We start from the raw sequence: 22,822 nt of genomic DNA, 5'->3' as shown, positions 1-22,822 counted from the left end.
GGTGGAGACAGTCGAGCGGGCAGCGGTACGGGAGCGGGCCGAGGCGGTGCTGCGCCGGCTGGCCGGTGACCACGCCCGGCTGCGCGAGGATCAGTGGCGGGCCATCGAGGCACTTGTCGTCGACCGGCGACGGGTGCTCTGCGTCCAGCGCACCGGTTGGGGCAAGTCGGCCGTCTACTTCGTGGCCACCGCCCTTCTCCGCGACAGCGGGCAGGGCGACCAGGCCGGGCCGACGGTCATCGTCTCGCCGCTGCTGGCGTTGATGCGTAACCAGGTCGAGGCGGCCGCACGGGCCGGCATCCGGGCCCGCACGATCAACTCGGCGAACCTCGACGAGTGGGACGAGATCACCGCCGAGATCCAGACCGGCGCGGTGGACGTGCTGCTGATCAGCCCGGAACGGCTCAACAACCCGGACTTCCGCGACGGCGTCCTGCCGAAGCTGGCCGCGACCACCGGCCTGCTGGTGGTCGACGAGGCGCACTGCGTCTCCGACTGGGGGCACGACTTCCGCCCGGACTACCGGCGGCTGCGGACGTTCCTCGCCGAGCTGCCCGAGCGCACCCCCGTGCTGGCGACCACCGCCACCGCCAACGCCCGGGTCACCCAGGACGTGGCCGAGCAGCTCGGCGACGCCCTCATCCTGCGCGGCACCCTGGACCGCGAGTCGCTGCGCCTCGGGGTGCTCGACCTGCCCAGCCCGGCGCACCGGCTGGCCTGGCTCGCCGACCACCTGGACCAGCTGCCCGGCTCCGGCATCGTCTACACGCTGACCGTGGCGGCAGCGGGGGAGACTGCCGAATTCCTGCGCTCCCGGGGCTACCCGGTCGCCTCGTACAGCGGGCAGTCCGACGACGCCGACCGGCGGGCCGCCGAGCAGGACCTGCTCGACAACAAGATCAAGGCGTTGGTCGCCACCAGCGCCCTCGGCATGGGGTTCGACAAGCCCGACCTGGGCTTCGTCGTCCACCTCGGCGCGCCGCCCTCGCCGATCGCGTACTACCAGCAGGTCGGCCGCGCCGGCCGCGCCGTCGAGCACGCCGAGGTGCTGCTGCTGCCCGGCGTCGAGGACGCGGCGATCTGGCGCTACTTCGCCTCGCTGGCGTTCCCCCCGGAGCAGCAGGTCCGGGCCGTGCTGGCCGCCCTGCACAGCGACCGCCCGCTCTCCACCCAGGCCCTCGAACCCCTCGTCGACCTGCGCCGGGCCCGGTTGGAGCTGATGCTCAAGGTGCTCGACGTGGACGGCGCGGTCCGCCGGGTGCGCGGTGGGTGGCTCGCCACCGGCGAGCCGTGGGTCTACGACGAGGCCCGGTTGCGCCGCGTCGCCGAGGCGCGCACCGTCGAGCAACAGGCCATGCGGGAGTACGCGACCACGTCCGACTGCCGGATGCGGTATCTACGGGAACGCCTGGACGACACCGAGGCGGCCGACTGCGGCCGGTGCGACAGGTGCGCCGACCCACTCTTCGCCGCCGAGGTGTCGACGGCCGCGCTCGCCGCCGCGCAGACCTTCCTGGGCCGACCCGGTGTGGAGATCGCGCCGAAGAAGCTCTGGCCGACCGGGCTCGACGCGGTGGGCGTACCCCTCAAGGGCCGGATCGCCCCCGCGGAGCAGGCCCTGCCGGGCCGGGCCGTCGGGCGTCTCTCCGACCTGGGCTGGGGTGGCCGGTTGCGTGATCTCGTCGGTCCGGAAGCGCCGGACGCGCCGGTGCCCGACGACGTCGCCGGCGCGGTCGTGGAGGTGCTGAAGGCGTGGGCGCACGGCGACGACCCGTGGCCCCGCAGGCCGGTGGCGGTGGTCGCTGTCGGTTCCCGGCGGCGGCCCCGGCTGCTCGGCTCGCTCGCCGAGCGGATCGCCACCGTGGGCCGGCTGCCGTTGCTCGGCGAGGTCACCGCGGCCGGCACCGGCGGCCCAGCCGGGCCGCGCGGCAACAGCGCCCAACGGGTACGCGCGCTGCACGACACCTTCACCGTGCCGACCGACCTGGCCGACGCGCTGGCCGGGCTGGACGGCCCGGTGCTGCTCGTCGACGACCTGATCGACTCGGGCTGGACGATGACGCTTGTGGCCCGGGCCCTGCGCCGGGCCGGCGCGACAGGCGTGCTCCCGCTCGCCCTCGCCGTGGCCGGCTGAACCCGCTGCCGGTCGCGGTGGCCGGGGCCGGCCGGCCGTGCTGCCCGCACCGGTGGCCCCGGTCTCGCCCGTCGGGCGGGAGAGTTCCCGGGCACCGCCGAATGCGACGGGCGCCACGCCGTCCGGGCGTCGGCCCGGACGAACCCGCTGCGGCGGTACCGTGGGCGGCATGACCGACCAGCACCCCGCCGCCGTGCCGGTGCTGTCTGACCAGGTCTCCGCCGCGCCGGACGAGCTGTCTGCCGTGCCGGCGGTGCCGGACGAGGTTGCTGCCGCGCCGGACCGGAGCACCATCCGGCTGGCGCTCGTGGTCGGTGGGCTGGTGCTGGCGGTGCTGCTCGGCTTCGGCCTCGGCCGGCTGAACGCCAACGGTGCAGCCACTGGCAGCCCGTCGTTGGCCGCCGAGCACACCGACCCACCGGGCGTCGCGCCGCACAGCCACGGCTCCGCCACGGGCACCGATCAGGGCACCCCCACCGAGCCGGGCGGTCTGGCGGTCAGCGCGGCCGGGTTCACTCTGGCCCCCCTGGCCACCGAGTTCGCGGCGGGTCGCCCCGGTCAGCTCCGCTTCCAGGTGCGCGACGCGCAGCGCCGGCCGGTCACCCGGTTCGCCATCGTGCACGACAAGCCGATGCACCTCATCGTCGTCCGACGGGACCTGACCGGTTACCAGCACCTGCACCCGACCATGGCGGCCGACGGCACCTGGTCGGTGCCGCTGACCCTCGCGCAGCCCGGCCTCTGGCGCGCGTACGCCGACTTCACAGTCGTTGCCGACGACGGTGCGCAGACCGCGGTGACCCTCGGCACGGACCTGGTCGCGCCCGGCGACTACCAGCCCCGGCCGCTGCCGGGGCCGGCCACCTCGACGACCGTGGACGGCTTCACCGTCGGCTACCAGGGCACCCCGCAGGCCGGGGCGACAGTGCCGCTGACCTTCCGGGTCGACGGCGCTGGCGGTGCCGCGCCGCTGGAGCGGTACCTCGGTGCGTACGGGCACCTGGTGGCGTTGCGCGAGGGCGACCTCGGCTACCTGCACGTGCACCCGGAGACCGAGCTGGTGGACGGTCAGGTCAAGTTCTGGTTGACCACCCCCGGCCCCGGCCGCTACCGCCTCTACCTCGACTTCCAGGTCAACGCCGAAGTCCGAACCGCCGAGTTCACCCTGACCGTCCCCTAAATCCCATCCCCCCGCACCCCTCCGCGCACCCCCTCCGCGGTGATCATGAAGTTATTGCCCTCCGCCTCGGCGTGTCGTGGCAATAACTTCATGATCAACGGCGCCAGGAGCGGGGGTGGGGTTAGCCGGCTCGGCGGATGGGGCGGCGGGCCAGGTAGCGGAGCAGGTCGCGGATGTGGTGCTTCTCTTCGGCGGGGACCGTGGGGTCGGCCAGCCGGTCCAGGATGGCCCGGACGTCGGCCTCGACCGGGCCGTCGTCGTGGCGTCGGCGGGGCGCGGGGCCGGCGTCGGGCAGCCCGAGCGCGCGGAACGCGGCGGCGACCGGCAGATCCAGTGCGGCGCAGAAGCCGCGCACCTTGGCCAACTCGGGATAGTCCTGCCAATCGCCGGCCAGCCAGCGGAACACCGTGGAGCGACCCACGCCCGTGTGCGAGGCAAGATCAGTCACGGTCCAGCCACGTTCGTCGCGAGCGTCATCGATGGCGCGCCGGACGAAGCGGGCGAAGGCCATCTGCGGTGATACGTCGGCTGATCCCATCCCTGTGTGTCTTCCCCTCCTGCCGGAGCACCGGGACGATGCGCCTTCCGAGGGTAGTACGCCCAGAGCCGGAAACAATTGACTGACCGCACAAACTGTCCCGTGGACGAGACTTTTCTCTGGAAGCGTGTGTGCAGAACGAAAATTGCATCGAGCGATCATCGTCGTTCTTCCATTAAGCTCGGTGCCCGTCCCGACCTGGCGTCCGTCGCCTGCCGCGTCCGACCGGACCATCGCCGAGGAGCACCATGGCCGAATCGAGCCGCCCCCAGCCGTACCAGCCCGGTGCGGTGAGCCTCTTCTTCGTCGCCAAGGCCGGCGTCTTCGCTGCCGCGTTCTGGATCTGGTTGCTGGTCCTGGTGCTCCGCACCGACTCCGCGACCGGTCTCCAGGTGCTGGCGGCCACCGGCACCATCACCACCACGCTGGTCGCGGTCCTGCTCGGCGCCCGGATGGCGTTGCAACACAACGCCGCCATCCGGCACGCCGAGGTGAAGAAGCTGCTCGTGGACATCTCCTGGAACGCCTTCGCGGCGGCCGGCAACGCCGAGACCGGGGGCAAGGTCGTGCCATTCCCGACCGCCCCGGGCGACGGCGAGTGGGCCGCCCAGCGGCCCGCTGCCGACCGGGTGTCGGTCCTCGACCTCGGTGCCAGCGAGCGCAACGGTGGCCGGGAACGCGGGGATCGGCGGCGTCAGCCACCCAGGAGTTAGGAGGCGGGCACCTCGTCGCCGGCCAGCAGGGTCTCCAGCCGGGGGGTGACCTGCCACTGGTCCACCAGCTCGCGGTACTCCGCGCGCTGCGGCTCGGTGGCTCCAGCACCGGTACGACGTGCGCGGATCAGCAGGTTACGTGGCGTGTGCTGCGAATCCACGAACTCCACCACCTCGGCCCGGTACCCGTGCACCCGCAGCAGCCCGGCGCGCAGGGCGTCGGTGAGCACGTCGGCGAAGCGCTCGCGCAGGATGCCCTGCCGGGTCAGCAGCTCGTACGGGGCCGGGGTGGGGTGGGCGCGCAGCTGCTTCGCCAGATCGTGGTGGCAGCACGGCGCGGCCAGCACCCAGCGGGCCTCCCAGCGCACAGCGCGGGCCAGCGCCTCGTCGGTGGCCGTGTCGCAGGCGTGCAGCGCCAGCACCAGGTCGGGGGCCGGGTCGACGACGGCTTCGGCGATCGTCCCGGCCACGAAGCTGACCTGGTCGGCCCAGCCCATCCGCTGCGCCAGCTCGGTGTTGCGCCGCCGCTGGTCCTCCCGGACGTCCACGCCGACGAGCTGGACGTCGAGCCCACGACTCGTCAGGTAGCGGTACGCGGCGAACGTCAGGTAGGCGTTGCCGCAGCCCAGGTCGACCACCCGCAGCGGACCGGTCAGATCGTCGGGCAGGGTGGCGGCCAGGGCACGCAGGAACGCGTCCACCTGGCGGCGCTTGGCCGCCGAGCCACCGATCTCGGCGAAGATCGGGTCACCGGGGTCGAGCAGGTACTCCTTGGCCCGGTCATTGCCGGTGGGCGTCGCCGCCGGGCGGGCCGTCGCGGCCCGGTGCACCTGCGCCTCGCCGGACTTGGTCACCCGTAGCTGGAGCGTCGCGTCGGCCGTCTCGACGTGCCAGTTGCCGAACGGCTCGGCCAGCAGTTCGTCGACCGCCGCAGCGGCCTCCGGACCGGAGACGAGGTTGCGGGTGTACGGGCGGACGCCGTCGGACGTGGTGATCTGCATCCGGGGCCCGGCCTTGAGCCGCACCGGCCGCAGCTCGGCCCGCTCAACGGTGGGGCGGCGACCGCGTCGACGTCCGGCGGCGACCGCCCGGGTCAGCGCGGGGTCGAGCAGCAGCGCCCGAACCTCGGTCAGTGCGGCGTCCAGTGGTTGCGGCATCGTTCCATTTTCAGCAGGTGGGGTGGGAGAAGGGAACATCCCCCGCACCGCGCGAGGCGGTGCGGGGGATGTCAGGTGTGGCTGGTGATCAGTCGGCGGTCGCCTCGGCCGGCGTACCCGCACCGGAACCGCCACCACGGCGGCGCCGGCGGCGACGCGGCTTGGACGACTCGCCGTCGGACGCGGTGGCCGGCTCGGCCGGACCGGCGTCGGCCGAGATCACCGCGGTCGCCTCGCCCGCGACCACCTCGCCGGCGCGGCGGCGACGCCGGCGGCGGGGGTACGGGAGCCTTCGTCGGCGGCGTCGGCAGCGTCGGCCGCTGGTGCCTCGGCGACGGCAGGCGTGCCGGCGTCGGAGCGGTCGCGGCGGCCATCGCCCCGACCACGGCGCTCGCCGCGACCTTCACCGCGACCCTCGCCACGGCTCTCACCGCGTCGGGGGCCCCGACCACCGCTGTCGCCCCGGCGGGAGCGCGTCGTCCCACCCAGGTCCTCTTCGATCTCGGCGGACAGCCCGGCCCTGGTGCGCTCGGCCGTGGGCAGCGTGCCGCTGACCTCGGTGGAGATGTGCAGGTCGGTGTAGAGGTGCGGCGACGTGTGGTACGTCTCCGGCGGCTCCGGCATCTCCAGACCGAGGGTCTTGTCGATGATCCGCCAGCGCGGCATGTCGTCCCAGTCGACGAAGGTCACCGCGACACCCGTGGCGCCGGCCCGGCCGGTACGACCGATCCGGTGGGTGTAGGTGTCCTGGTCTTCCGGGCAGTCGTAGTTGATGACGTGGGTGACGCCTGTGACGTCCAGCCCACGGGCCGCCACGTCGGTGGCGACCAGGATGTCGATCTTGCCGGCCCGGAAGGCCCGCAGCGCCCGCTCGCGGGCACCCTGGCCGAGGTCACCGTGCACCGCGGCGACCGCGAACCCGCGGAAGTCGAGGTCCTCGGCGACCCGGTCGGCAGCCCGCTTGGTACGCGTGAAGATCATGGTCAGCCCACGCCCCTCCGCCTGGAGGATGCGCGCCACCACCTCGACCTTGTTCATCGAGTGGGTGCGGTAGACCAGCTGCTGCGTCTGCGGCGACGGGCCGGTCTCGGCGGTGTGCCCGGCGTGGATCGTCATCGGCTGGCGCAGGAAGCGCCGCGACAGGGTGACGATCGGGTCCGGCATGGTGGCCGAGAAGAGCATCGTCTGCCGGTCTTCCGGGAGCATCGCCAGGATCTTCTCGACGTCGTCGAGGAAGCCCAGGTCGAGCATCCGGTCGGCCTCGTCGAGAACGAGTGCGTGCACCCGGTCCAGACGGAGGTGCTTCTGCTTCTGCAGGTCCATCAGACGGCCGGGCGTGCCGACCAGGATCTCGACGCCCTTGCGCAGCGCGTCGATCTGCGGCTCGTATGCCACGCCACCGTAGATCGGCAGCACCCGGACACCACGCGTCCGGCCGGCGGCGGCCAGGTCCTTGGCGACCTGGATGCCCAGCTCACGGGTGGGTACGACGACAAGCGCCTGAGGGACGCCGTCGCTGCCCTCGCCCGGGGCGAAGACCCGGTCGAGCAGCGGTACGCCGAAGCCGAGGGTCTTGCCGGTGCCGGTGGGGGCCTGACCGATCAGGTCGACGCCGCGCAGCGCGATCGGGATCGCGTACTCCTGGATGGCGAAGGCGCGGGTGATGCCGGCCGAGGCCAGGGCCTCGACGGTCTCGGCGCGGGCGCCGAGTGCGGCGAAAGTGGGGGCCTCCGGTCGAACCGGGGCGGTGGGGGCCAGTTCCTGGCCGTCCAGCAAATCTTGAGTCACGTCGCTCATGTGGATGTGGGGGTGCCCTCTCGTGGGTGCGCCCGTCATGTCCTCAGGGCGCGTTCGGTATGACGCGGGCCACACGGTCGGCGGCAGACTGCCGAGCCGGACCGGGCCGCACGCGCGCCGCGGGCTGAGCTTCGATCAGATCGGCGCCCACGGCAACTGCTCCATGTTACCTGAACAGGCAGGCCCCCGTCCCGATTCCCGGTCGGCCACCCGCCACGCGGGGCAAGTAAATGTGACACATGCCACACCAACTGCCGTCGATCATGGGGGGTGCGGGGGTCCGGAATTCGCGGGCACGCGCGTTGGTCGGCACGCGGTAGCCTGCCGCTCGTGTCTGATTTCGCCCTCGCTGACCTTCTGGGTCTCGTCGCCTTCGGGGAGCTGCTCGCCTTCGAGCGCATGGCCGGCGATGCCCGGCTCGCCCCTGACCTGCGCCGTCGGGCAGCGCTGAACGAGATGGCCGCGGCCGAGATCGCCAACTACCGGCGTCTCGCCGACCGGCTCACCGCGCTGGGCGTACCGCCCGAGGATGCGATGGCGCCCTACGTCGAGCCGTTGCAGGCGTACCACGACTCGACCGAGCCGCGGGACTGGGCGGAAGTGGTCACCAAGGCGTACGTCGGCGACGCGATCACCGACGACTTCGTTCGCGAGATCGCCGATGCGCTGGAGGAACCGGACCGGGCGCTGGTGCTGGATGTCCTGCACGACTCCCGGTACGCGGACTTCGCCGCGGCGGAGATCCGGGTGGCCGTCGCCGACGACCCCCGGGTGGCTGGTCGGCTCTCGATGTGGGCCCGGCGGTTGGTCGGCGAGGCGTTGTCCCAGGCCGGCCGCGTCGCCGCCGAGCGGGCCGCGCTCATCGCGCTGATCGCGCGGGACGGCCGGGTCGACGTGCCTGGGCTGTTCGGCAGGCTCACCACAGCGCACACCGCGCGGATGGCCGCCGCCGGGCTGAACAACTGACCAGCTTGCTGGTCGGGGCCGGCGCCGGCCTGCGGCAGGTGGGCCGATTGCCGACCTGCCGCGATGGCCGGACCGGTCAGCGGACGGTGAACCCGACCGCCCGGGGAGACGCCTCGGCGATCTCGACGTAGGCGACCTTCTCGACCGGAACGATGACCCGCCGGCCCTTCTCGTCGGTCAGGGAGAGCGTGCCGCCGTTGCCGGCGAAGGCGTCGGTCACGATCTGCTCGATCTCGGCCGGCGACTGCGCGCTGTCCACTACCAGCTCGCGCGGCGCGTACTGCACGCCGATCTTGACCTCCACTGTGCCTCCTCAACTGGGGCTAAAGAACCGCCAGGCGAAGGCTATCCGATCACGGGGTCGGCGGTCAGGCTGACTCACCTTGCAGCGGGAAGCTCGCGATGCCCCGCCACGACAGCGCGGCCACCAACGCCTCGGCCTCGGCCTTCGGCACCTGCCGGCCTCCGGCCAGCCAGAACTGCGCTGCCGTCTCCGCCGCGCCGACCAGCCCGGAGGCGAGCAACTCGGCGTGCGCCCGGCTCACTCCGGTGTCGGAGATGATGGTGTCGGTGATCGCCGCGATGCAGCCCTGCTCGACCCGCTCCACCCGCTGCCGAACCGCCGGATCGTTACGCAGATCCGACTCGAAGACGAGCCGGAACGCCTCGCTCTCGTGGTCGACGAAGTCGAAGTACGCCCGCACCGACGCGCCGACGCGTTCCTTGTTGTCACTGGTGCCGCGCATGGCATCTTGCACCTGAGCGACGATGGCGTCACAGTGCGTGTCGAGCAGCGCCAGGTAGAGATCCATCTTTCCGGGAAAGTGTTGGTAGAGCACCGGCTTCGAGACCCCGGCCCGCTCGGCGATGTCGTCCATCGCGGCGGCGTGGTAGCCCTGCGCGACGAACACCTCCTGCGCCGCAGCGAGAAGCTGCTTACGGCGCGCGGAGCGGGGCAGGCGGGTTGGCCGGCCAGCGGTCTGTGCACCGTTCCCCGCAGCGGTCATGGGATCCTCCGAGTTCTCCGTACGAGCCGGCATTTTCCCCCCAGACCGGGCGAGGCCCGTGACCTCCGTCGTGGAAATGGCCCGCCGCTGTAACTTATCGCCACTCTCGGCACACGGTAGCCTCAGCGGGGGCGACCAAGGAGCGCGCGGTGAGTGAAACAGGGCAACCCGGAGCCGCCACCCCGGGAGAGCACGGTGACGGAACGGGTCAGCACGACGACCCGAGCCGTTCCGTGAGCGGGTGGGCGCCTCCGGCGGCTGGGTGGCCTCGAGCCGCCGACCGCGAGGCCGCCCGGGACGAGGCGCCGCGCTGGCAGCCCGACCCCGCGTCGGGCTGGCGGACCTCGTCGACGCGACACGGCGACCTGCCATCGCCGCTGGTCGGGCGGTCGGGGGGCGACCCGGAGTCACCGGCCCGCACCAACGGCCACCACGTCAACGGCACGCACCCCCCGGCGGACGTCAACGGCGTCCAGCCCCCCGGTCTCGAACCGCCGGTGGGACGTCCCACACCGGTGAGCGCGCCGCCCGGGCTGCCCGCCGAGGGTCGCCCCGGGGCGGCCGGCGACCGGCTCGTCGTGCCCGCCCAACGTCCCGCGCCGCCGACGGAGCAGGGTGCCGCCGAGCCCGACACGGGCCCCGCCGCGCACTCCACCGTCGATCCGGCCGCAGCGCACCGCGCCCGCTGGGCCGAGCCCGGTCTGCCCACCTCGGCCCCGCCGGCCGTCCAGGTGCCGCCGGTCGGCACCGCCGCGTCGGGCTTCGAGGTGCCACCCGGCTTCCACGCGCCGACCGGCGAGCGGCTGGCCGCCGACGACGCTCCGGCCGCGCCCCGCGACTGGCGGGACCCGCTCGCACCGGAGCACGCGGCGACCTCGGGACGCACCCTGGCCCGGCCGGGCCCGCCGACGACGGCGAGCCAGGCCGCGCAACCGAGGGTCCCCGGCCGGCAGAGACCCATCGCGCCGGGGACGCGCACCGTCCCGGCGAGACGCACCGTGCCGGCGAGTCGCCGGCCATCGAGCCCGACTGGTCGGGGCCGAGCTGGAACCGTCCGAGTTGGGGTGGCGGCTGGGCGCCGCCCTGGTCCCGCCAGGACGACGAGCCGGCTGGCCCGCCAGCACGGGACGAGTCCGCGCCGGGCTGGGTCGCCGAGCCCAACCAGCCGTACGAGCCGGTGCGCGCCGAGGTGCCCCGCCCGTACGAGCCGGTGCGCGCCGAGCCGCCACGTGCGTACGAGCCCACCCGGGGCGAATCCGAGCCCACGCCGGAGCGCCCCGCCGAGCCGACCAGTGGTCCGCCGGCTGACCGGCCGTCCTGGGCTGGTGGTGCGTCGCCGACGAGTGGTCCGCCGGCTGACCGGCCGTCCTGGGCGGGTGGTGCGTCGCCGACCAGTGGTCCGCCTGCTGAGCGGCCGTCCTGGGCGGGTTCCGGGGCGACCAGCGGGCCCCGCGCCGACCGTCCGTCCTGGGCTGGCGGGGTCGACCCCGAGCCCACCAGCGCGCCGCCCGCGCGGCCCTCCTGGGCCGGGGGTCCGATCCGACGCCGACAAGCGTGCCGCCGGCGCGGCCGTCCTGGGCCGGCGGGTCCGAGACGGCGACAAGCGTCCCGCCGGTACGACCGTCCTGGGCTGGCGGGTCCGAACCGCCCGCGACGAGCGCGGCATCGACGCGACCGTCCTGGGCCGGGGGGCCCGATCCGGCAGCGGCCAGCTCCCCGTCGACGCGACCCTCCTGGGCCGCCAGTCCGTCCCCGGCCGAAACCCCGGTGTCGGCCGACCCGCCGCCCCCGGCACCCGCCGCACCGGCCCCGGCACCCGCCGCACCGCCCCTGGCACCGGCCGGGCCGCCACCGGCACCCGCCGGACCGCCTCCCACGCTCGCCGACGCGCCACCGGCTCCGGCGGGCCCGTCCCTGGTCGCCGAGCGCCCGTCCTGGACCAGCGCTTCGCCGACGGCGAGCAGTTCCCGGGTCGAGCGGCCCGACTGGTCCGAGGGCCGGATCCCCGCGACCCCTGTCGAGCGCCCGTCCTGGCCGGCCAGCCGGTCGGCCAGCACCGGTGGGGGCGACGGCGGCGAGACGCCCGGCCGGTCCCGGCCCGAAGTCCGGCCGACCGCACCGTTCCGGCTCCGGCCGGAGACGCCCGAGCCCGGTCCGTCACCCGTCGAGTCACCCCAACCGGCCAGCGACCCGGCATCGCGTGACGCCACCACGTCCTCCACCGCAGCGGTCCCGCCCGCCGTCACGAAGGGTTCCGGTCGCCGCGATCAGCCGGCGTCCGCCTCCGCCTACGCGGCGCGCCGATCCGCCCCCGACCCGACGTCGCCGGCCGACGCCGGCCTCCAGTCGGCTGCGAGTGGGGTCGTGCTGCCGCAACGCGTCCCCGCCGAACCTGACGTGCCCGTCGTGCCGGAGCCGCCAGCCGTGGAGCCACCCGCCGAAACGCCGGAACTCGCCCGCATCGCCACCCACCTGCGTCGGGACGACGAGCCAGCCCCACTGCGGGAGCGCCCCGAGGGGTTCGACGTCAACGCCATCCTGGACGCCGTCCGGGAGGTGGCAGGTGTCCGCGACGCGGCCCTGCGCCGTACGCCGGCCGGGGCGCACAGCCTGCGACTGGACCTGGCCGACGGCGCCGACCCGGCCGAGGTGAGCCGGCAGGTGGCCCGCCTCCTCCAGGAGCGGATGGGGTTGGCCGCGGCCCCACAGAACGTGCCCGGCCTGCCCACCACGCCACCTCCGCCGGTTCGCCGTCGCGCCGCCGAGCCCCGGCCCGCCGAGCGGCGTACCCCGGAGACCCGGAACGCGGCTTCGCGCGACCCCGGCGAGGTTCGGGCGGCCGAGTCGCCGACGGTCGCCCGGCCGCCGGGCGGTCGGGTCGAGGCCACGCCGGCGGGCCAGGAGCAGCGGCCCAGCACGGAATCGACGCGCCGTCGCCGGTCGAACGCCCCGCACCGCGGTCGCGCCACAGTGGAGGAGCCCGGGTCGGTCTCGGCCGCTCCGGCCGGTGCCGCTACCGGTAGCCCGGCGACGCTGGGTACGTCGTACTCAGGTGGTCAGGTGACCACGACGGAGTCGGCGCCGTCCCGGCCGCTGGAGACCGGCGACACGCCGGGGCCCCGAGTGGTGATCGACCACGTGCAGGTCAGCACCTTCGGCCTGGACGCGAACGTCGAGGTCCGGCTGCTGGCCGGGGAGGACAGCGCCTCCGGGTACGCGACCGGGCCGGCGGTGGACGGCTACGTGCTGCGGCTCTGCGCGGTGGCGGCTGCCGCCGCTGTGGACGAGCTGCTGCGCGGCACCGAGAATGCCGAGCGGGGGCGCTGCTTCGTCGAACACGCGGCGGTGGTGCCGTTCGGCAACTGCGAGGTGGCCACCGTGGTGGCGCTGCTGGTCTGTGAGGGCTGGGTCGAGCAGCTCGCCGGGTCGGCCCTGGTCGCTGGTGATCCCCGTCAGGCCGTGGTTCGGGCGACGCTGGCGGCGGTGAACCGTCGGCTGGAGGCGCTGCTGTCCTGAGTGGTCCGGGGCAGACTGGAGCAATGAGACGTGCCACCCTCTGGCCGGACCACCTGCTCCCCGACGACGGCGTTCCGCCGCCGCCGTGGCCGGGCCGGGAGGTACGCCTCGACGGCCTGGTCACCTACGTGCGGGACACCCCGGCCACCGCCGCTGGCGCGGAGCCGGCGCTGTACGTGCACGGGCTGGGCGGATCGTCGCAGAACTGGACCGACCTGGCCGGGCTGCTCGCCGACCGACTTGACGGTCAGGCCATCGACCTGCCCGGCTTCGGCCGTAGCGAGCCGGGTCCGCGTTACACGATTCCGGCCTTCGCGGATCTGGTCGTCCGCTGGATCGAGCACTCCGGCCGGGGTCCGGTGCACCTGTTCGGCAACTCGCTGGGCGGCGCGGTCGCGGTCCAGGTCGCCGGGCTCCGGCCGGACCTGGTCCGTACCCTCACGCTGATCTCCCCGGCGCTGCCGTTCCTGGATTTCCGGCGCTCGTTGCAGGGGCGGATGCTCCCGGTGCTCGCCATTCCGCGGGGTGAACGGCTGGTCGCCCGACGACTCACACAGCTCGCGCCCGAGGTGATGGCCCAGCAGGTGCTGGAGGCGTGCGTCGCCGACCTCAGCCGGATCTGCGATCAGCGCCGGGCCGAGGCGTTGGAGGAGATCCGGGTGCGGTACGAGGCCGAGCACTACGCCGCCGCGTACGTCCGGACGTTCCGTGGGTTGGTCTCCAGCTTCCTGCGGGCGTACCTGCCGGGGCCGGGGTCGCTGTGGCGTCTCGCCGAGGCGGTACGCGCACCGACCCTGGTGGTGGGCGGCCGACAGGACCGCCTGGTCGACGTGCGGGTCGCGCCGCAGACCGCCCGGGTCATTCCGGACAGCCGATTGATGATGCTCGACGGTGTCGGCCATGTGGCGCAGTTGGAGGTTCCCCGGCTGGTTGCCCGCGCGGTGGTCGGCCTGCTCACCGAAACGGAGGACGCCGCGGGGCGGTCTGATCTGGCAGGCTGACCCGGATGCCCAGCTCAGACCGCCACCCCGTGCGCCGTCGGCGACGTCTCGCGCTGCTCGCCCAACTGGTGGCGGTGGTGGTGGCCGTCGGCGCGGCGGTGACCGTGATCGCCGAGGGGCCGGGTGGGCACCCTGGCGCCGACCGGCTGGCCGCCGAAGAGATCGGCCCGCCGCCGCTGGTGGCCGGGCCGCTGCCGCCCGAGCCGTCGCCCTCGGACGCGGTCCCGTCCAGTCCGCCCCCGGTGTTGCGGATGCCCGGCGCGGTTCCGAGCGCCGGCACGGGGAGGTTCGGCTACGACGCGCGCTCCGGCCCGGTGCTGGGTCGCGCTGGTGAGGTGCGGCGTTACCGGGTCGCTGTGGAGTCGGGCAGTGCCGAGGACGCCGCCGAGTTCGCCGACGCGGTTCAGGCGGCGCTCGCCGGCCCGGGCAGTTGGGTCGACAGCGGCAGGCTGCGGCTGCAGCAGGTGCCCGGGGCCGCGCCTCGCGACTTCACCGTCTACCTGGCCACCGCCCGCACGGCGGGTCAGATGTGCGCAAGGGGTGGGGTGGACATCCGGATCAACGGCCGGCCGTACACGTCCTGTCGGGCGTCCGGCCAGGTGATCATCAACCTGGATCGCTGGCGGTTGTCAGTACCGCACTTCGTCTCGGCCGGCGTGCCGCTGACGGTCTATCGCACGTACGTGGTCAACCACGAGGTGGGTCACCAGCTCGGGCACCGGCACGAGCGCTGCCCCGGTGAGGGCCGGCCGGCGCCGGTGATGATGCAGCAGACGCTCTTCCTCAACGGGTGCCGGGTCAACCCGTGGCCGTACCTGAACGGGCGTCGTTACACAGGCCCCGCCCTCTGAGTCGGTCGGCCCGACACGCCGACCATTGAGTCCTCCATCAGGCGTCTTGCGGCAATAGCGATAAAAACGGAGAAATGCCCGAATAATCTGGCAGGCTTGACGCCATGACGCCGTCGTCCCCTCACGGCCCGCCCCGGCCGCCCGACCCCCGGTCGGCGTTCCGGGGTGTGCGTCCCGCACTCGTCCGGATGCACAGGCGTCGTCGCCGCAGCATGTTGCTCGGCCTGCTCGTACTCGCCGCCGCCATCGGCGTGACGGTGAGCCGGGGCGGCGAGCCGTCCGACGAGCCTCCGGCCACCACCCAGGGCGGAATGGGCCACGGCGGTGGGGTGGCCGCGCACCCGGCGCCCACCGGCTACCCGTCCGTCGGAGCGGGACGCTTCAGCGTGGCCGACGGCGAGACAGCCGTGCACGGCACGGACGGGCCGCTGCGCCGCTACCGGGTCGTCGTCGAACGCGGCGCCGGCCAGGACGCCGACGTGTTCGCCGCCAGGGTGGACGAGGTGCTGGCCGATCCGCGCAGTTGGATCGCGTCCGAGGAACTGCGGGTGCAGCGGGTGGCCGACGCCGGGGCCGCCGACTTCACCATCTACCTGGCCACCCCGGTCACGTCCGAGCAGATGTGCGCCGAGGGCGGGTTGACCACCGAGCGCTACACCTCCTGTCGCCTGCCCGGTCAGGTCATCATCAACCTGGCCCGCTGGATGGAGGCGGTCCCCGACTACGGCGCTCCGCTGGACACCTACCGGACCTACGTCATCAACCACGAGGTGGGCCACGAGTTCGGCGAGGACCACGAGGCGTGCCCCGGCCCGGGGGAGCCCGCCCCGGTGATGCAGCAGCAGACGTACGGCCTGCACGGCTGCGTCGCCAACGCCTGGCCCTACCTCGACGGCCGTCGCTACGCGGGGGACATCGTCCCCTGATCGACGGGCTCGTCGCTTATTCCCACTCCCGCATTCCGGACCACGTGTCGTCCCTCATGGCCGAGCGGGGCTCCCGCGAGCAACAATGGCGCGGTTCACACCGCCGATCCCGGGGAGTCCACCGTGTCGTTGCCCCCGCTCGTCGAGCCCGCCGCCGAGCTGACCGTAGACGAGATCCGCCGCTACTCGCGTCACCTGATCATTCCCGACGTCGGGGTGACCGGCCAGAAGCGGCTGAAGAACGCCCGCGTGCTCTGTGTCGGCGCCGGTGGCCTCGGGTCGCCCGCCCTGATGTACCTCGCCGCGGCCGGGGTCGGCACGCTCGGCATCATCGACTTCGACACCGTCGACGAGTCCAACCTCCAGCGCCAGATCATCCACGGCGTCTCCGACATCGGCCGGTCGAAGGCCGAGTCCGCCGCCGCGTCGATCCGCGAGATCAACCCCCTGGTCAACGTGGAGATCCACAACACCGCGCTGGACCGGGAGAACGTTCGCGAGATCTTCGCCCAGTACGACCTGATCGTCGACGGCACCGACAACTTCGCCACCCGCTACATGGTCAACGACGCGGCGGTGCTGCTCGGCAAGCCGTACGTCTGGGGCTCGATCTACCGCTTCGACGGCCAGGCGTCGGTGTTCTGGGCCGAACACGGCCCCTGCTACCGCTGCCTCTACCCGGAGCCGCCGCCGCCCGGCATGGTCCCCTCCTGCGCCGAGGGTGGCGTGCTCGGTGTCCTCTGCGCGTCGATCGGCTCGATCCAGGTGAACGAGGCGATCAAGCTGCTCACCGGCATCGGTGAGCCGCTGGTCGGCCGCCTGATGGTCTACGACGCCCTGGAGATGGAATACCGCAAGATCAAGGTCCGTAAGGATCCGAACTGCGCGCTCTGCGGCGACAACCCGACGGTCACCGACCTGCTGGAAGACTACGAGGACTTCTGCGGCGCGGTCTCCGAGGAGGCCCAGGAGGCGACGCTCGACGCGACCATCACCGCGCTGGAGCTCAAGGAGTGGCAGGACGCCGGCAAGGACATCTTCCTCGTCGACGTACGGGAGCCGGCCGAGTACGAGATCGTCCGGATCCCCGGCGCCACCCTGATCCCCAAGGGCGACATCCTCTCCGGTGAGGCCCTCGCGAAGCTGCCGCAGGACCGGCAGATCGTGCTGCACTGCAAGTCCGGCGTCCGCTCGGCGGAGGCACTCGCCGCGCTCAAGGCGGCCGGATTCAAGGACGCCGTACACGTGCAGGGCGGCGTGCTCTCCTGGATCAAGCAGATCGACCCGTCGCTGCCCGCGTACTGACCGATCGAGCCGGGGCGGCCGTGCGCGGCCGCCCCGGTCTGCACGGCCGCTCGGCAGGATCCAGCGCACTCCGCCGCGCCGGCCGGATCCACGTCGCCGCGCCGGCAAATCGACGCAGATGACGCCGAGCGGCCGTCCGGCCGGAGCGACGCAGCCATTCCGGGCTGGCCGATTCTCCGAGGCGGCATCGCGTCTGCGCAGGTAGCGTCTCCGCCGTGGTCGACTTGGAAGCCGCGATCGGGTTCGTCGTGGCGCATGGGGATGCGGTGGAACGCGCCCGCCTCTCCTGGCTCCGCAACGGCACCCCCGTGCCCGCCGAGTTGCTGGAGACGGCAGAGGTCGGCCAGTCACCCGACGGCGGTTGGCCGGCCACCTGGGGCGGCCCGATCGCCTCTATCGACGCCACCTGCTTCCGGCTCGCCGAGCTGGACGACCTCGGCGCGCTGGGCCGCCCCGCCGCCCGCCGCGCACTGGACTGGCTGGCGTCCCGGCAGCAGGCCGACGGCGGCTGGGAAGAGGACGCCTCGCTCGCCGACTCGGCGCCGGAGTGGGCCCGGCCCGGCGACCCGGAGGCGGGGTTCCTCGTGTCGGCCAACGCCGGTTTCTGGCTCACCGTGGCCGGCCTGGACGCCCGGGCCTCGGGTCCGCTCGACCATCGGGTCGGCGGGGCGTACGCCGGCGTGGTGCAGGCGGCGGCCCACTCGCTCGCCGCGCGGCTGCGCCCGGACGGTAGCTGGCCGTCGTTCCTCGCCGCGGGCTGGCTGAGCGCGGCAGTGCTGCACCGGCAGGAGATGTTCCAGGAGTCGGCGCGGATCCAGGTGGTGCTCGCCGAGCGGATGCCGAAGATGTCCCCGGGGGACGTGGCGTGGCTGGCTGCCACGCTGCGCCGCGCCGGCGTCGACCCACAGGACTGGATCATGGTGCGGGCTCTGCGCCGGCTGACCGAGACCCAGCGCAGCGACGGTGGCTGGGAGAGCGAAGACGGCCACCAGTTCGACGTCCACGCCACGCTGGCAGCGATCCGAGCCGCCCGCCCCGCCTGAGCGCCTGCCCTCCCGGTCGCGGGGCTAACGCAGGTGTCCGTCTCCCGTGACGACGTACTTTGTGCTGGTCAGCTCGGGAAGGCCCATCGGGCCGCGGGCGTGCAGCTTCTGGGTGGAGATGCCGATCTCCGCGCCGAAGCCGAACTCGCCACCGTCGGTGAACCGGGTCGAGGCGTTCACCATCACCGCCGCCGCGTCCACCCGGGCGACGAAGTCACGGGCCGCGCTCGCCGAGTCGGTGAGGATCGCCTCGGTGTGCCCGGTGCCGAAGCGCCGGATGTGCGCGACCGCCGCGTCCAGCGAGTCGACCACCGCCACCGAGATATCGGCGGACAGGTACTCGGTGGCGTAGTCCTCCTCGGTGGCCGGGACCACGGCGGCCGAGTGGGCGGCCACCTCGGGTGAGCCGTGCACTGTCACCCCCGCCTCGGCGAACGCGGCCAGCACCGGCGGCAGGAACGCGTCGGCGATGTCCGCGTGCACCAGCAGCGACTCGGCCGTGTTGCAGGTGGACAGGCGTTGCGTCTTGGCGTTCAGCGTCACCGCGACGGCCTTCGCCACGTCGGCGGCGGCGTCGACGTAGACGTGGCAGTTGCCCACCCCGGTCTCGATCACGGGCACCGTCGACTCCTCGACCACGGTGCGGATCAGCGACGCGCCACCGCGCGGAATGAGCACGTCGACGAGCCCTCGGGCACGCATCAGCTCCTTGACCGAGTCACGGGAGCCGGCGTCGAGCAACTGCACCGCGTCGGCGGGCAGACCGGCACCGGCGACCGCGTCGCGCAGCACCGCGACCAGCGCGGCGTTCGAGTGCGCGGCCGACGACGACCCGCGCAGCAGCGCCGCGTTGCCGGACTTGAGGCAGATCCCGGCGGCGTCCACTGTCACGTTGGGTCGCGCCTCGTAGATGATGCCGACCACCCCGAACGGCACCCGGATCTGGCGCAGCTCCAGGCCGTTGGGCAGGGTGGACCCGCGGACCACCTCACCCACCGGGTCGGGCAACGCGGCCATCTCACGCAGCGCGTCGGCGATGCCGGCCACCCGACCCGCGTCGAGCGCGAGCCGGTCCAGCACGGCCGCGCTCAGCCCGGCCTCGCGGCCGGCCGCCAGGTCCGCCTCGTTCGCGGTCAGGATCTCCGGGGTACGCGCCACCAGCGCGTCGGCCATCGCCACCAGCGCGGCGTCCTTGACCGTACGCGTGGCCACGGCCAGCGTCTCCGCCGCTACCCGAGCCCGTCGGGCCTGCTCAACGACGCTCATGCCAGCACTCCTCGATGGTGGTGGTGGGAAGGTCCCTGGTTCACAGCAGCACCAGGTCGTCGCGGTGGACGACCTCTCGTTCGTACGCCGGGCCGAGCGCCGCGGCGAGTTCGGACGTGGAGCGGCCGAGCAGCCCGGGCAGCTCCACCGCGTCGTAGTTGACGAGCCCTCGGGCGACCGATGCGCCTGCGGTGTCCACCAGGTCCACCGGGTCGCCGGCCGTGAACGTGCCGTCCACGGCGGTGATGCCGGCCGGGAGCAGCGACTTGCGCCGCCCGACGACGGCGGCGACCGCGCCCGGGTCGAGGTGCAGCCGGCCCCGGGGTGAGGTGGCGTGGGCCAGCCAGAACAGCCGGGCCGTCGGGCGTTGCCGCTGCGGGTGGAAGAGCGTGCCGACCGGTTCGCCGGCCAGCGCCTGCGTGGCCAGGTCGGCGGCGGTGAGCACCACGGGGATGCCGAAGCCGGTGGCGATCCGGGCGGCCTCGACCTTGGTCACCATGCCGCCGGTGCCGACGCCGGACCGGCCGGCCCCGCCGATGGTGATGCCGGCGAGGTCCGTGTCGTCGCGAACCTCGGCGATCCGGGTCGAGTGCGGGTTGGTGGGGTCGCCGGTCCAGAGCGCGTCCACGTCGGAGAGGAGCACCAGCAGGTCGGCGTGCACCAGCGCGGCCACCAGGGCGGCCAGCCGGTCGTTGTCGCCGAACCGGATCTCCTGGGTGGCCACCGTGTCGTTCTCGTTGACGATCGGCACCGCCCGCAGGTCGAGCAGCTTGCGCAACGTCCGGTACGCGTTGCGGTAGTGCGCCCGCCGGGTCACGTCGTCGACGGTGAGCAGCACCTGCCCGACGGTGCGACCGTGTCGGGCGAAGCTGGCCGCGTACCTGCCGATCAGCAGCCCCTGCCCGACGCTGGCGGCGGCCTGCTGGGTGGCCAGGTCGCGCGGGCGTCGGGACAGCCCGAGTGGGGCGAGCCCGGCGGCGATGGCGCCGGAGGACACCAGCACCACCTCGCGCCCTTCGGCGGTGAGCCGACCGAGGGTGTCGACGAGCGTGTCGACGCGCTCGTCGGCCAACCCGCCGGTGGCGGTGGTCAACGAGGATGATCCGATCTTGACGACGACCCGCCGGGCGGTCGTGACTGCGTCGCGCACCGGACCATTCTGCGTGGTCACGGCCGCACCGCCCGGCCGCGTTCCCATATGGTGGCGGATTGTGACTCCTGACGAGTACGTCGAGGCGGTGCTCGACCTGGTCGAGCGGATCCCGGAGGGCCGGGTCATGTCGTACGGCGGGGTGGCCGACGCCTTGTCCGAGCGCTCGGGGCGTGCCTCGGCCCGGTTGGTCGGCAACATCATGGCCCGGCACGGAGGCTCGGTGCCCTGGCACCGGGTGGTGACGGCGAGTGGTCGACTGCCGCCGGGGCACGAACGGGAGGCGCGGGCCCGACTGCGCTCCGAGGGGGTGCCCCTGCGCGGCGAGGGCGTGGACATCGCGGCGGCGGGCTGGTCGCCGGACGAGGGGATGTGACTGCCGGCGTACGCGACCTGGGGCGGCCCGGACTCGTCATCCACCGACGGTGCCCCGCCCCGGCAGGGGACGGGGCGGGGCACCGCGCGGCGTCGTTCAGAATCGCAGCGGGGACGGCACCTCGTTGTCGTTCCGTTTCAGGTCGGGCCACGAGCGGTCCTGCGCGTCGCAGTGAAAGACGCGGAATCGAGGGGTGATGGCGTCGGGTCCCGGTTTGCCCGGCACCAACTGGACGAACGTGTAGCGGCGCGATTCACCGACCGGCACCCCGGGCAGCAGGCACGACGGGTGATCGGCAGATGGCCCGGGTTCCGGGTCGCACCGGGACCAGTCTCCGCCGGCCCGCTCGCCGCCCTCGATGGAGTGGAACGCGACCTGGGCCGCGTCGACTGGCCCGGCGTTGGTGACCGTGAAGACCAATGTGAGCTTGCGTCGGGTGTCCGCTCCAGGGACGTCGACGAGCTTGTGGGTCATGGTCATCCGTAGGTCGGTGAGCCGCGGGTCCTTGCCGAAGGTCGTAGGGCCGTCCGTCTGGCTGAACCGCTGCCCGTCCCACCGGTACGTGCGTACCTGTTCCCGCTGCAGGTAGGCGGGGGTGCCGCAGCACGGCACGATGTCGGCCACCCGCACCTCGACCGACCCGTTCCGGTTGATGTCCACAGCGCGAATGTCGTCGAACCCGTCGCCGGTCCGGACCACCCTGCCGACCGTCACGATCCGACCGTCCAGGTCCCGGTCGAAGGCCACCACCTGCTTCGCCGACGCCTCGCCGTACCGGCAGGCGACGATGGCGATGGTCTCTGCGGCCTCGTCACCGTCGACGTCACCGTGCTCGAACGCGTCATCGGTCAGCATCGACACGTAGGTGTCCGTCGTGTCGGTCTGCAGCCGCACGTCCGAGGTGGTGCAGCCGCCCGCCGACATGCCCGACGGCCAGTTCGGCAGGTCGATCCGGGCGGCGAGCAGTTGGGCCCGACTGATTCGGCCGTCCGGGGCGGCCGGGGCGTTGGCGCTCGGCGTCGGTGTCGGCGATCCGGTCGGTGGTGGCGTCGGTGGTGCCGAGGTCGACGGAGCCGTTGGTTCGACGGACTCCGCCGGCACCGGCCTGTTCTGGTCACCGCGCAGTGCGGCGTTGGCGACGACGGGGGCCACCACCAGAACGACAGCCGCGGCGGCCACTGCCACCGCCGTCATCCGTCGGCGTCGGCGCAGGACGTGTCGGGCCTGGTCGGGGCCGGGGCCGGCGACCTGGGTGACCACGTCATTGCGGTACGCGGTGAGCCGTTCGCGCAGTCGCGGGTCGAGGTCAGACATCGCACACCCCCTCGGTGTTCTCGTCGAGCAGCCCGGCCAGGGCCGTCCGGCCCCGGTGCAACCATGACTTCACGGTGCCCTCGGCCACCCCTTCCTGGGCGGCGATCTGACTGACGGAGAGGTCGGCCAGGTAGTGCAGGATGACCGCTCGGCGATGGTTGGCGGGCAACTGCGCCAGCGCCGCGTCGATCGCCACCCGGTCGGGGGTCGGACCGGCTACCTCCGCCTCGGCGCGTCGTTGCCGCAGCAGATGGTTGCGGGCGGTACGCAAGCGTCGCCAGCGGCTCCGGGCCAGGTTCCAGGCGACCCGCCGGACCCACGCCACCGGGTCGTCGTACCGGACCAGGCGGTCCCAGCGGGCCAGCGCCCGGTAGAACGCCTCCTGGGCCAGGTCCTGCGCATGCCCCAGATCCCCGGTGTACGCGCACAGTTGGGCGGTCACGCTGCCGAAATGCGCGTGGTAGAAGTCATCGAAGGTGATCGTCGCCGCGACCACCTCATTCGCCGTCCGTGCCGCCGGTGGCTCATTGGCGCGGGCTCCCATCGTTGCTGTCACTGCCCCTCCCCCGTCACCGCCAGGCT

Annotated in this window: 20 protein-coding genes and 1 pseudogene; 11 read left to right on the top strand and 10 right to left on the bottom strand. The window is 73.4% G+C overall.

Features of this window, described 5'->3' with window-relative positions:
* The first annotated feature begins 1 nt into the window (after position 1).
* Positions 2-2,134 carry a DEAD/DEAH box helicase gene (locus tag ACQP0U_RS29515; protein WP_433313368.1) on the top strand — a complete coding sequence of 711 codons (2,133 nt, stop codon included), beginning with the start codon at positions 2-4 and terminating at the stop codon, positions 2,132-2,134.
* Positions 2,135-2,303: 169 nt separating this feature from the next.
* Positions 2,304-3,314, top strand: coding sequence for a hypothetical protein (locus ACQP0U_RS29510; protein WP_433313365.1), 1,011 nt, complete (start codon positions 2,304-2,306; stop codon positions 3,312-3,314).
* A 121-nt stretch (positions 3,315-3,435) separates the two neighbouring features.
* On the opposite strand, the gene ACQP0U_RS29505 is transcribed toward ACQP0U_RS29510, so the two are convergent.
* Positions 3,436-3,852 carry a helix-turn-helix domain-containing protein gene (locus ACQP0U_RS29505; protein ID WP_091402568.1) on the bottom strand — a complete coding sequence of 139 codons (417 nt, stop codon included), beginning with the start codon at positions 3,850-3,852 and terminating at the stop codon, positions 3,436-3,438.
* Positions 3,853-4,100: 248 nt separating this feature from the next.
* Here ACQP0U_RS29505 and ACQP0U_RS29500 point away from each other — a divergent pair, with 248 nt between their 5' ends.
* Positions 4,101-4,565 (top strand): hypothetical protein, encoded by a 465-nt coding sequence (locus tag ACQP0U_RS29500; protein ID WP_433313361.1) that lies wholly within the window; start codon positions 4,101-4,103, stop codon positions 4,563-4,565.
* On the opposite strand, the gene ACQP0U_RS29495 is transcribed toward ACQP0U_RS29500, so the two are convergent.
* A complete protein-coding gene (locus ACQP0U_RS29495) occupies positions 4,562-5,722 on the bottom strand; it encodes a class I SAM-dependent methyltransferase (protein ID WP_433313358.1) in 1,161 nt (386 codons plus the stop codon). The two genes, ACQP0U_RS29500 and ACQP0U_RS29495, sit on opposite strands and share 4 nt — an antisense overlap.
* 88 nt (positions 5,723-5,810) lie before the next feature.
* Positions 5,811-7,519 (bottom strand): annotated as a pseudogene (locus tag ACQP0U_RS29490) (DEAD/DEAH box helicase).
* A gap of 330 nt (positions 7,520-7,849) precedes the next feature.
* Here ACQP0U_RS29490 and ACQP0U_RS29485 point away from each other — a divergent pair.
* On the top strand, positions 7,850-8,485 hold the full coding sequence (locus tag ACQP0U_RS29485) for a ferritin-like fold-containing protein (RefSeq protein WP_433313355.1): 636 nt from the start codon (positions 7,850-7,852) through the stop codon (positions 8,483-8,485).
* Positions 8,486-8,561: 76 nt separating this feature from the next.
* Here the strand turns inward: ACQP0U_RS29485 and ACQP0U_RS29480 are convergent, their stop codons facing one another.
* The 3 genes from ACQP0U_RS29480 to ACQP0U_RS29470 all read right to left on the bottom strand — a co-directional run bounded on the left by ACQP0U_RS29480 (position 8,562) and on the right by ACQP0U_RS29470 (position 10,277).
* Positions 8,562-8,789, bottom strand: a complete 228-nt coding sequence (locus tag ACQP0U_RS29480) for a DUF3107 domain-containing protein (RefSeq protein WP_179781071.1) — start codon at positions 8,787-8,789, stop codon at positions 8,562-8,564.
* A gap of 64 nt (positions 8,790-8,853) precedes the next feature.
* Positions 8,854-9,492: a TetR/AcrR family transcriptional regulator gene (locus tag ACQP0U_RS29475; RefSeq protein ID WP_110563158.1), complete on the bottom strand. Its 639-nt coding sequence runs from the start codon at positions 9,490-9,492 to the stop codon at positions 8,854-8,856.
* 407 nt (positions 9,493-9,899) lie between these two features.
* The gene (locus ACQP0U_RS29470) at positions 9,900-10,277 is read right to left on the bottom strand and encodes a hypothetical protein (RefSeq protein ID WP_433313350.1); all 378 of its coding nucleotides are present in this window, start codon (positions 10,275-10,277) and stop codon (positions 9,900-9,902) included.
* Positions 10,278-11,259: 982 nt separating this feature from the next.
* Between ACQP0U_RS29470 and ACQP0U_RS29465 the strand changes: the two genes are divergently transcribed.
* The 6 genes from ACQP0U_RS29465 to ACQP0U_RS29440 all read left to right on the top strand — a co-directional run bounded on the left by ACQP0U_RS29465 (position 11,260) and on the right by ACQP0U_RS29440 (position 18,134).
* Entirely contained in the window at positions 11,260-13,008 is a 1,749-nt protein-coding gene (locus ACQP0U_RS29465; protein ID WP_433313348.1) for a hypothetical protein, read from the top strand.
* Positions 13,009-13,031: 23 nt separating this feature from the next.
* Positions 13,032-14,009: an alpha/beta fold hydrolase gene (locus ACQP0U_RS29460; protein ID WP_433313345.1), complete on the top strand. Its 978-nt coding sequence runs from the start codon at positions 13,032-13,034 to the stop codon at positions 14,007-14,009.
* A gap of 5 nt (positions 14,010-14,014) precedes the next feature.
* Complete coding sequence (locus tag ACQP0U_RS29455; RefSeq protein ID WP_433313342.1) at positions 14,015-14,860, top strand: DUF3152 domain-containing protein; 846 nt, start codon at positions 14,015-14,017, stop codon at positions 14,858-14,860.
* A 188-nt stretch (positions 14,861-15,048) separates the two neighbouring features.
* Positions 15,049-15,786, top strand: a complete 738-nt coding sequence (locus ACQP0U_RS29450) for a DUF3152 domain-containing protein (RefSeq protein WP_433313339.1) — start codon at positions 15,049-15,051, stop codon at positions 15,784-15,786.
* Between the two features lie 123 nt (positions 15,787-15,909).
* Positions 15,910-17,091: an adenylyltransferase/sulfurtransferase MoeZ gene (gene moeZ, locus ACQP0U_RS29445; RefSeq protein WP_433313336.1), complete on the top strand. Its 1,182-nt coding sequence runs from the start codon at positions 15,910-15,912 to the stop codon at positions 17,089-17,091.
* A 164-nt stretch (positions 17,092-17,255) separates the two neighbouring features.
* A complete protein-coding gene (locus ACQP0U_RS29440; protein WP_433321259.1) occupies positions 17,256-18,134 on the top strand; it encodes a prenyltransferase/squalene oxidase repeat-containing protein in 879 nt (292 codons plus the stop codon).
* Between the two features lie 24 nt (positions 18,135-18,158).
* Here the strand turns inward: ACQP0U_RS29440 and ACQP0U_RS29435 are convergent, their stop codons facing one another.
* Entirely contained in the window at positions 18,159-19,400 is a 1,242-nt protein-coding gene (locus tag ACQP0U_RS29435; protein WP_433313334.1) for a glutamate-5-semialdehyde dehydrogenase, read from the bottom strand.
* 40 nt (positions 19,401-19,440) lie between these two features.
* The gene (gene proB / locus ACQP0U_RS29430) at positions 19,441-20,598 is read right to left on the bottom strand and encodes a glutamate 5-kinase (protein ID WP_433313331.1); all 1,158 of its coding nucleotides are present in this window, start codon (positions 20,596-20,598) and stop codon (positions 19,441-19,443) included.
* Positions 20,599-20,611: 13 nt separating this feature from the next.
* Between proB and ACQP0U_RS29425 the strand changes: the two genes are divergently transcribed.
* Positions 20,612-20,926 carry an MGMT family protein gene (locus ACQP0U_RS29425; protein ID WP_433313328.1) on the top strand — a complete coding sequence of 105 codons (315 nt, stop codon included), beginning with the start codon at positions 20,612-20,614 and terminating at the stop codon, positions 20,924-20,926.
* A gap of 96 nt (positions 20,927-21,022) precedes the next feature.
* Here ACQP0U_RS29425 and ACQP0U_RS29420 read toward each other — a convergent pair whose 3' ends face one another.
* Positions 21,023-22,240, bottom strand: a complete 1,218-nt coding sequence (locus tag ACQP0U_RS29420; RefSeq protein ID WP_433313326.1) for a hypothetical protein — start codon at positions 22,238-22,240, stop codon at positions 21,023-21,025.
* Positions 22,233-22,796 (bottom strand): SigE family RNA polymerase sigma factor, encoded by a 564-nt coding sequence (locus ACQP0U_RS29415; RefSeq protein ID WP_433313323.1) that lies wholly within the window; start codon positions 22,794-22,796, stop codon positions 22,233-22,235. The genes ACQP0U_RS29420 and ACQP0U_RS29415 overlap by 8 nt, the downstream gene beginning before the upstream one ends.
* Positions 22,797-22,822 lie beyond the last annotated feature (26 nt).

The sequence above is a fragment of the Micromonospora sp. CA-269861 genome (genome assembly GCF_050948505.1).
Lineage (GTDB): Bacteria > Actinomycetota > Actinomycetes > Mycobacteriales > Micromonosporaceae > Micromonospora.
The sequence above is the reverse complement of the archived record's forward strand: the minus strand, read 5'-3'. Positions and strand labels throughout refer to the sequence as shown.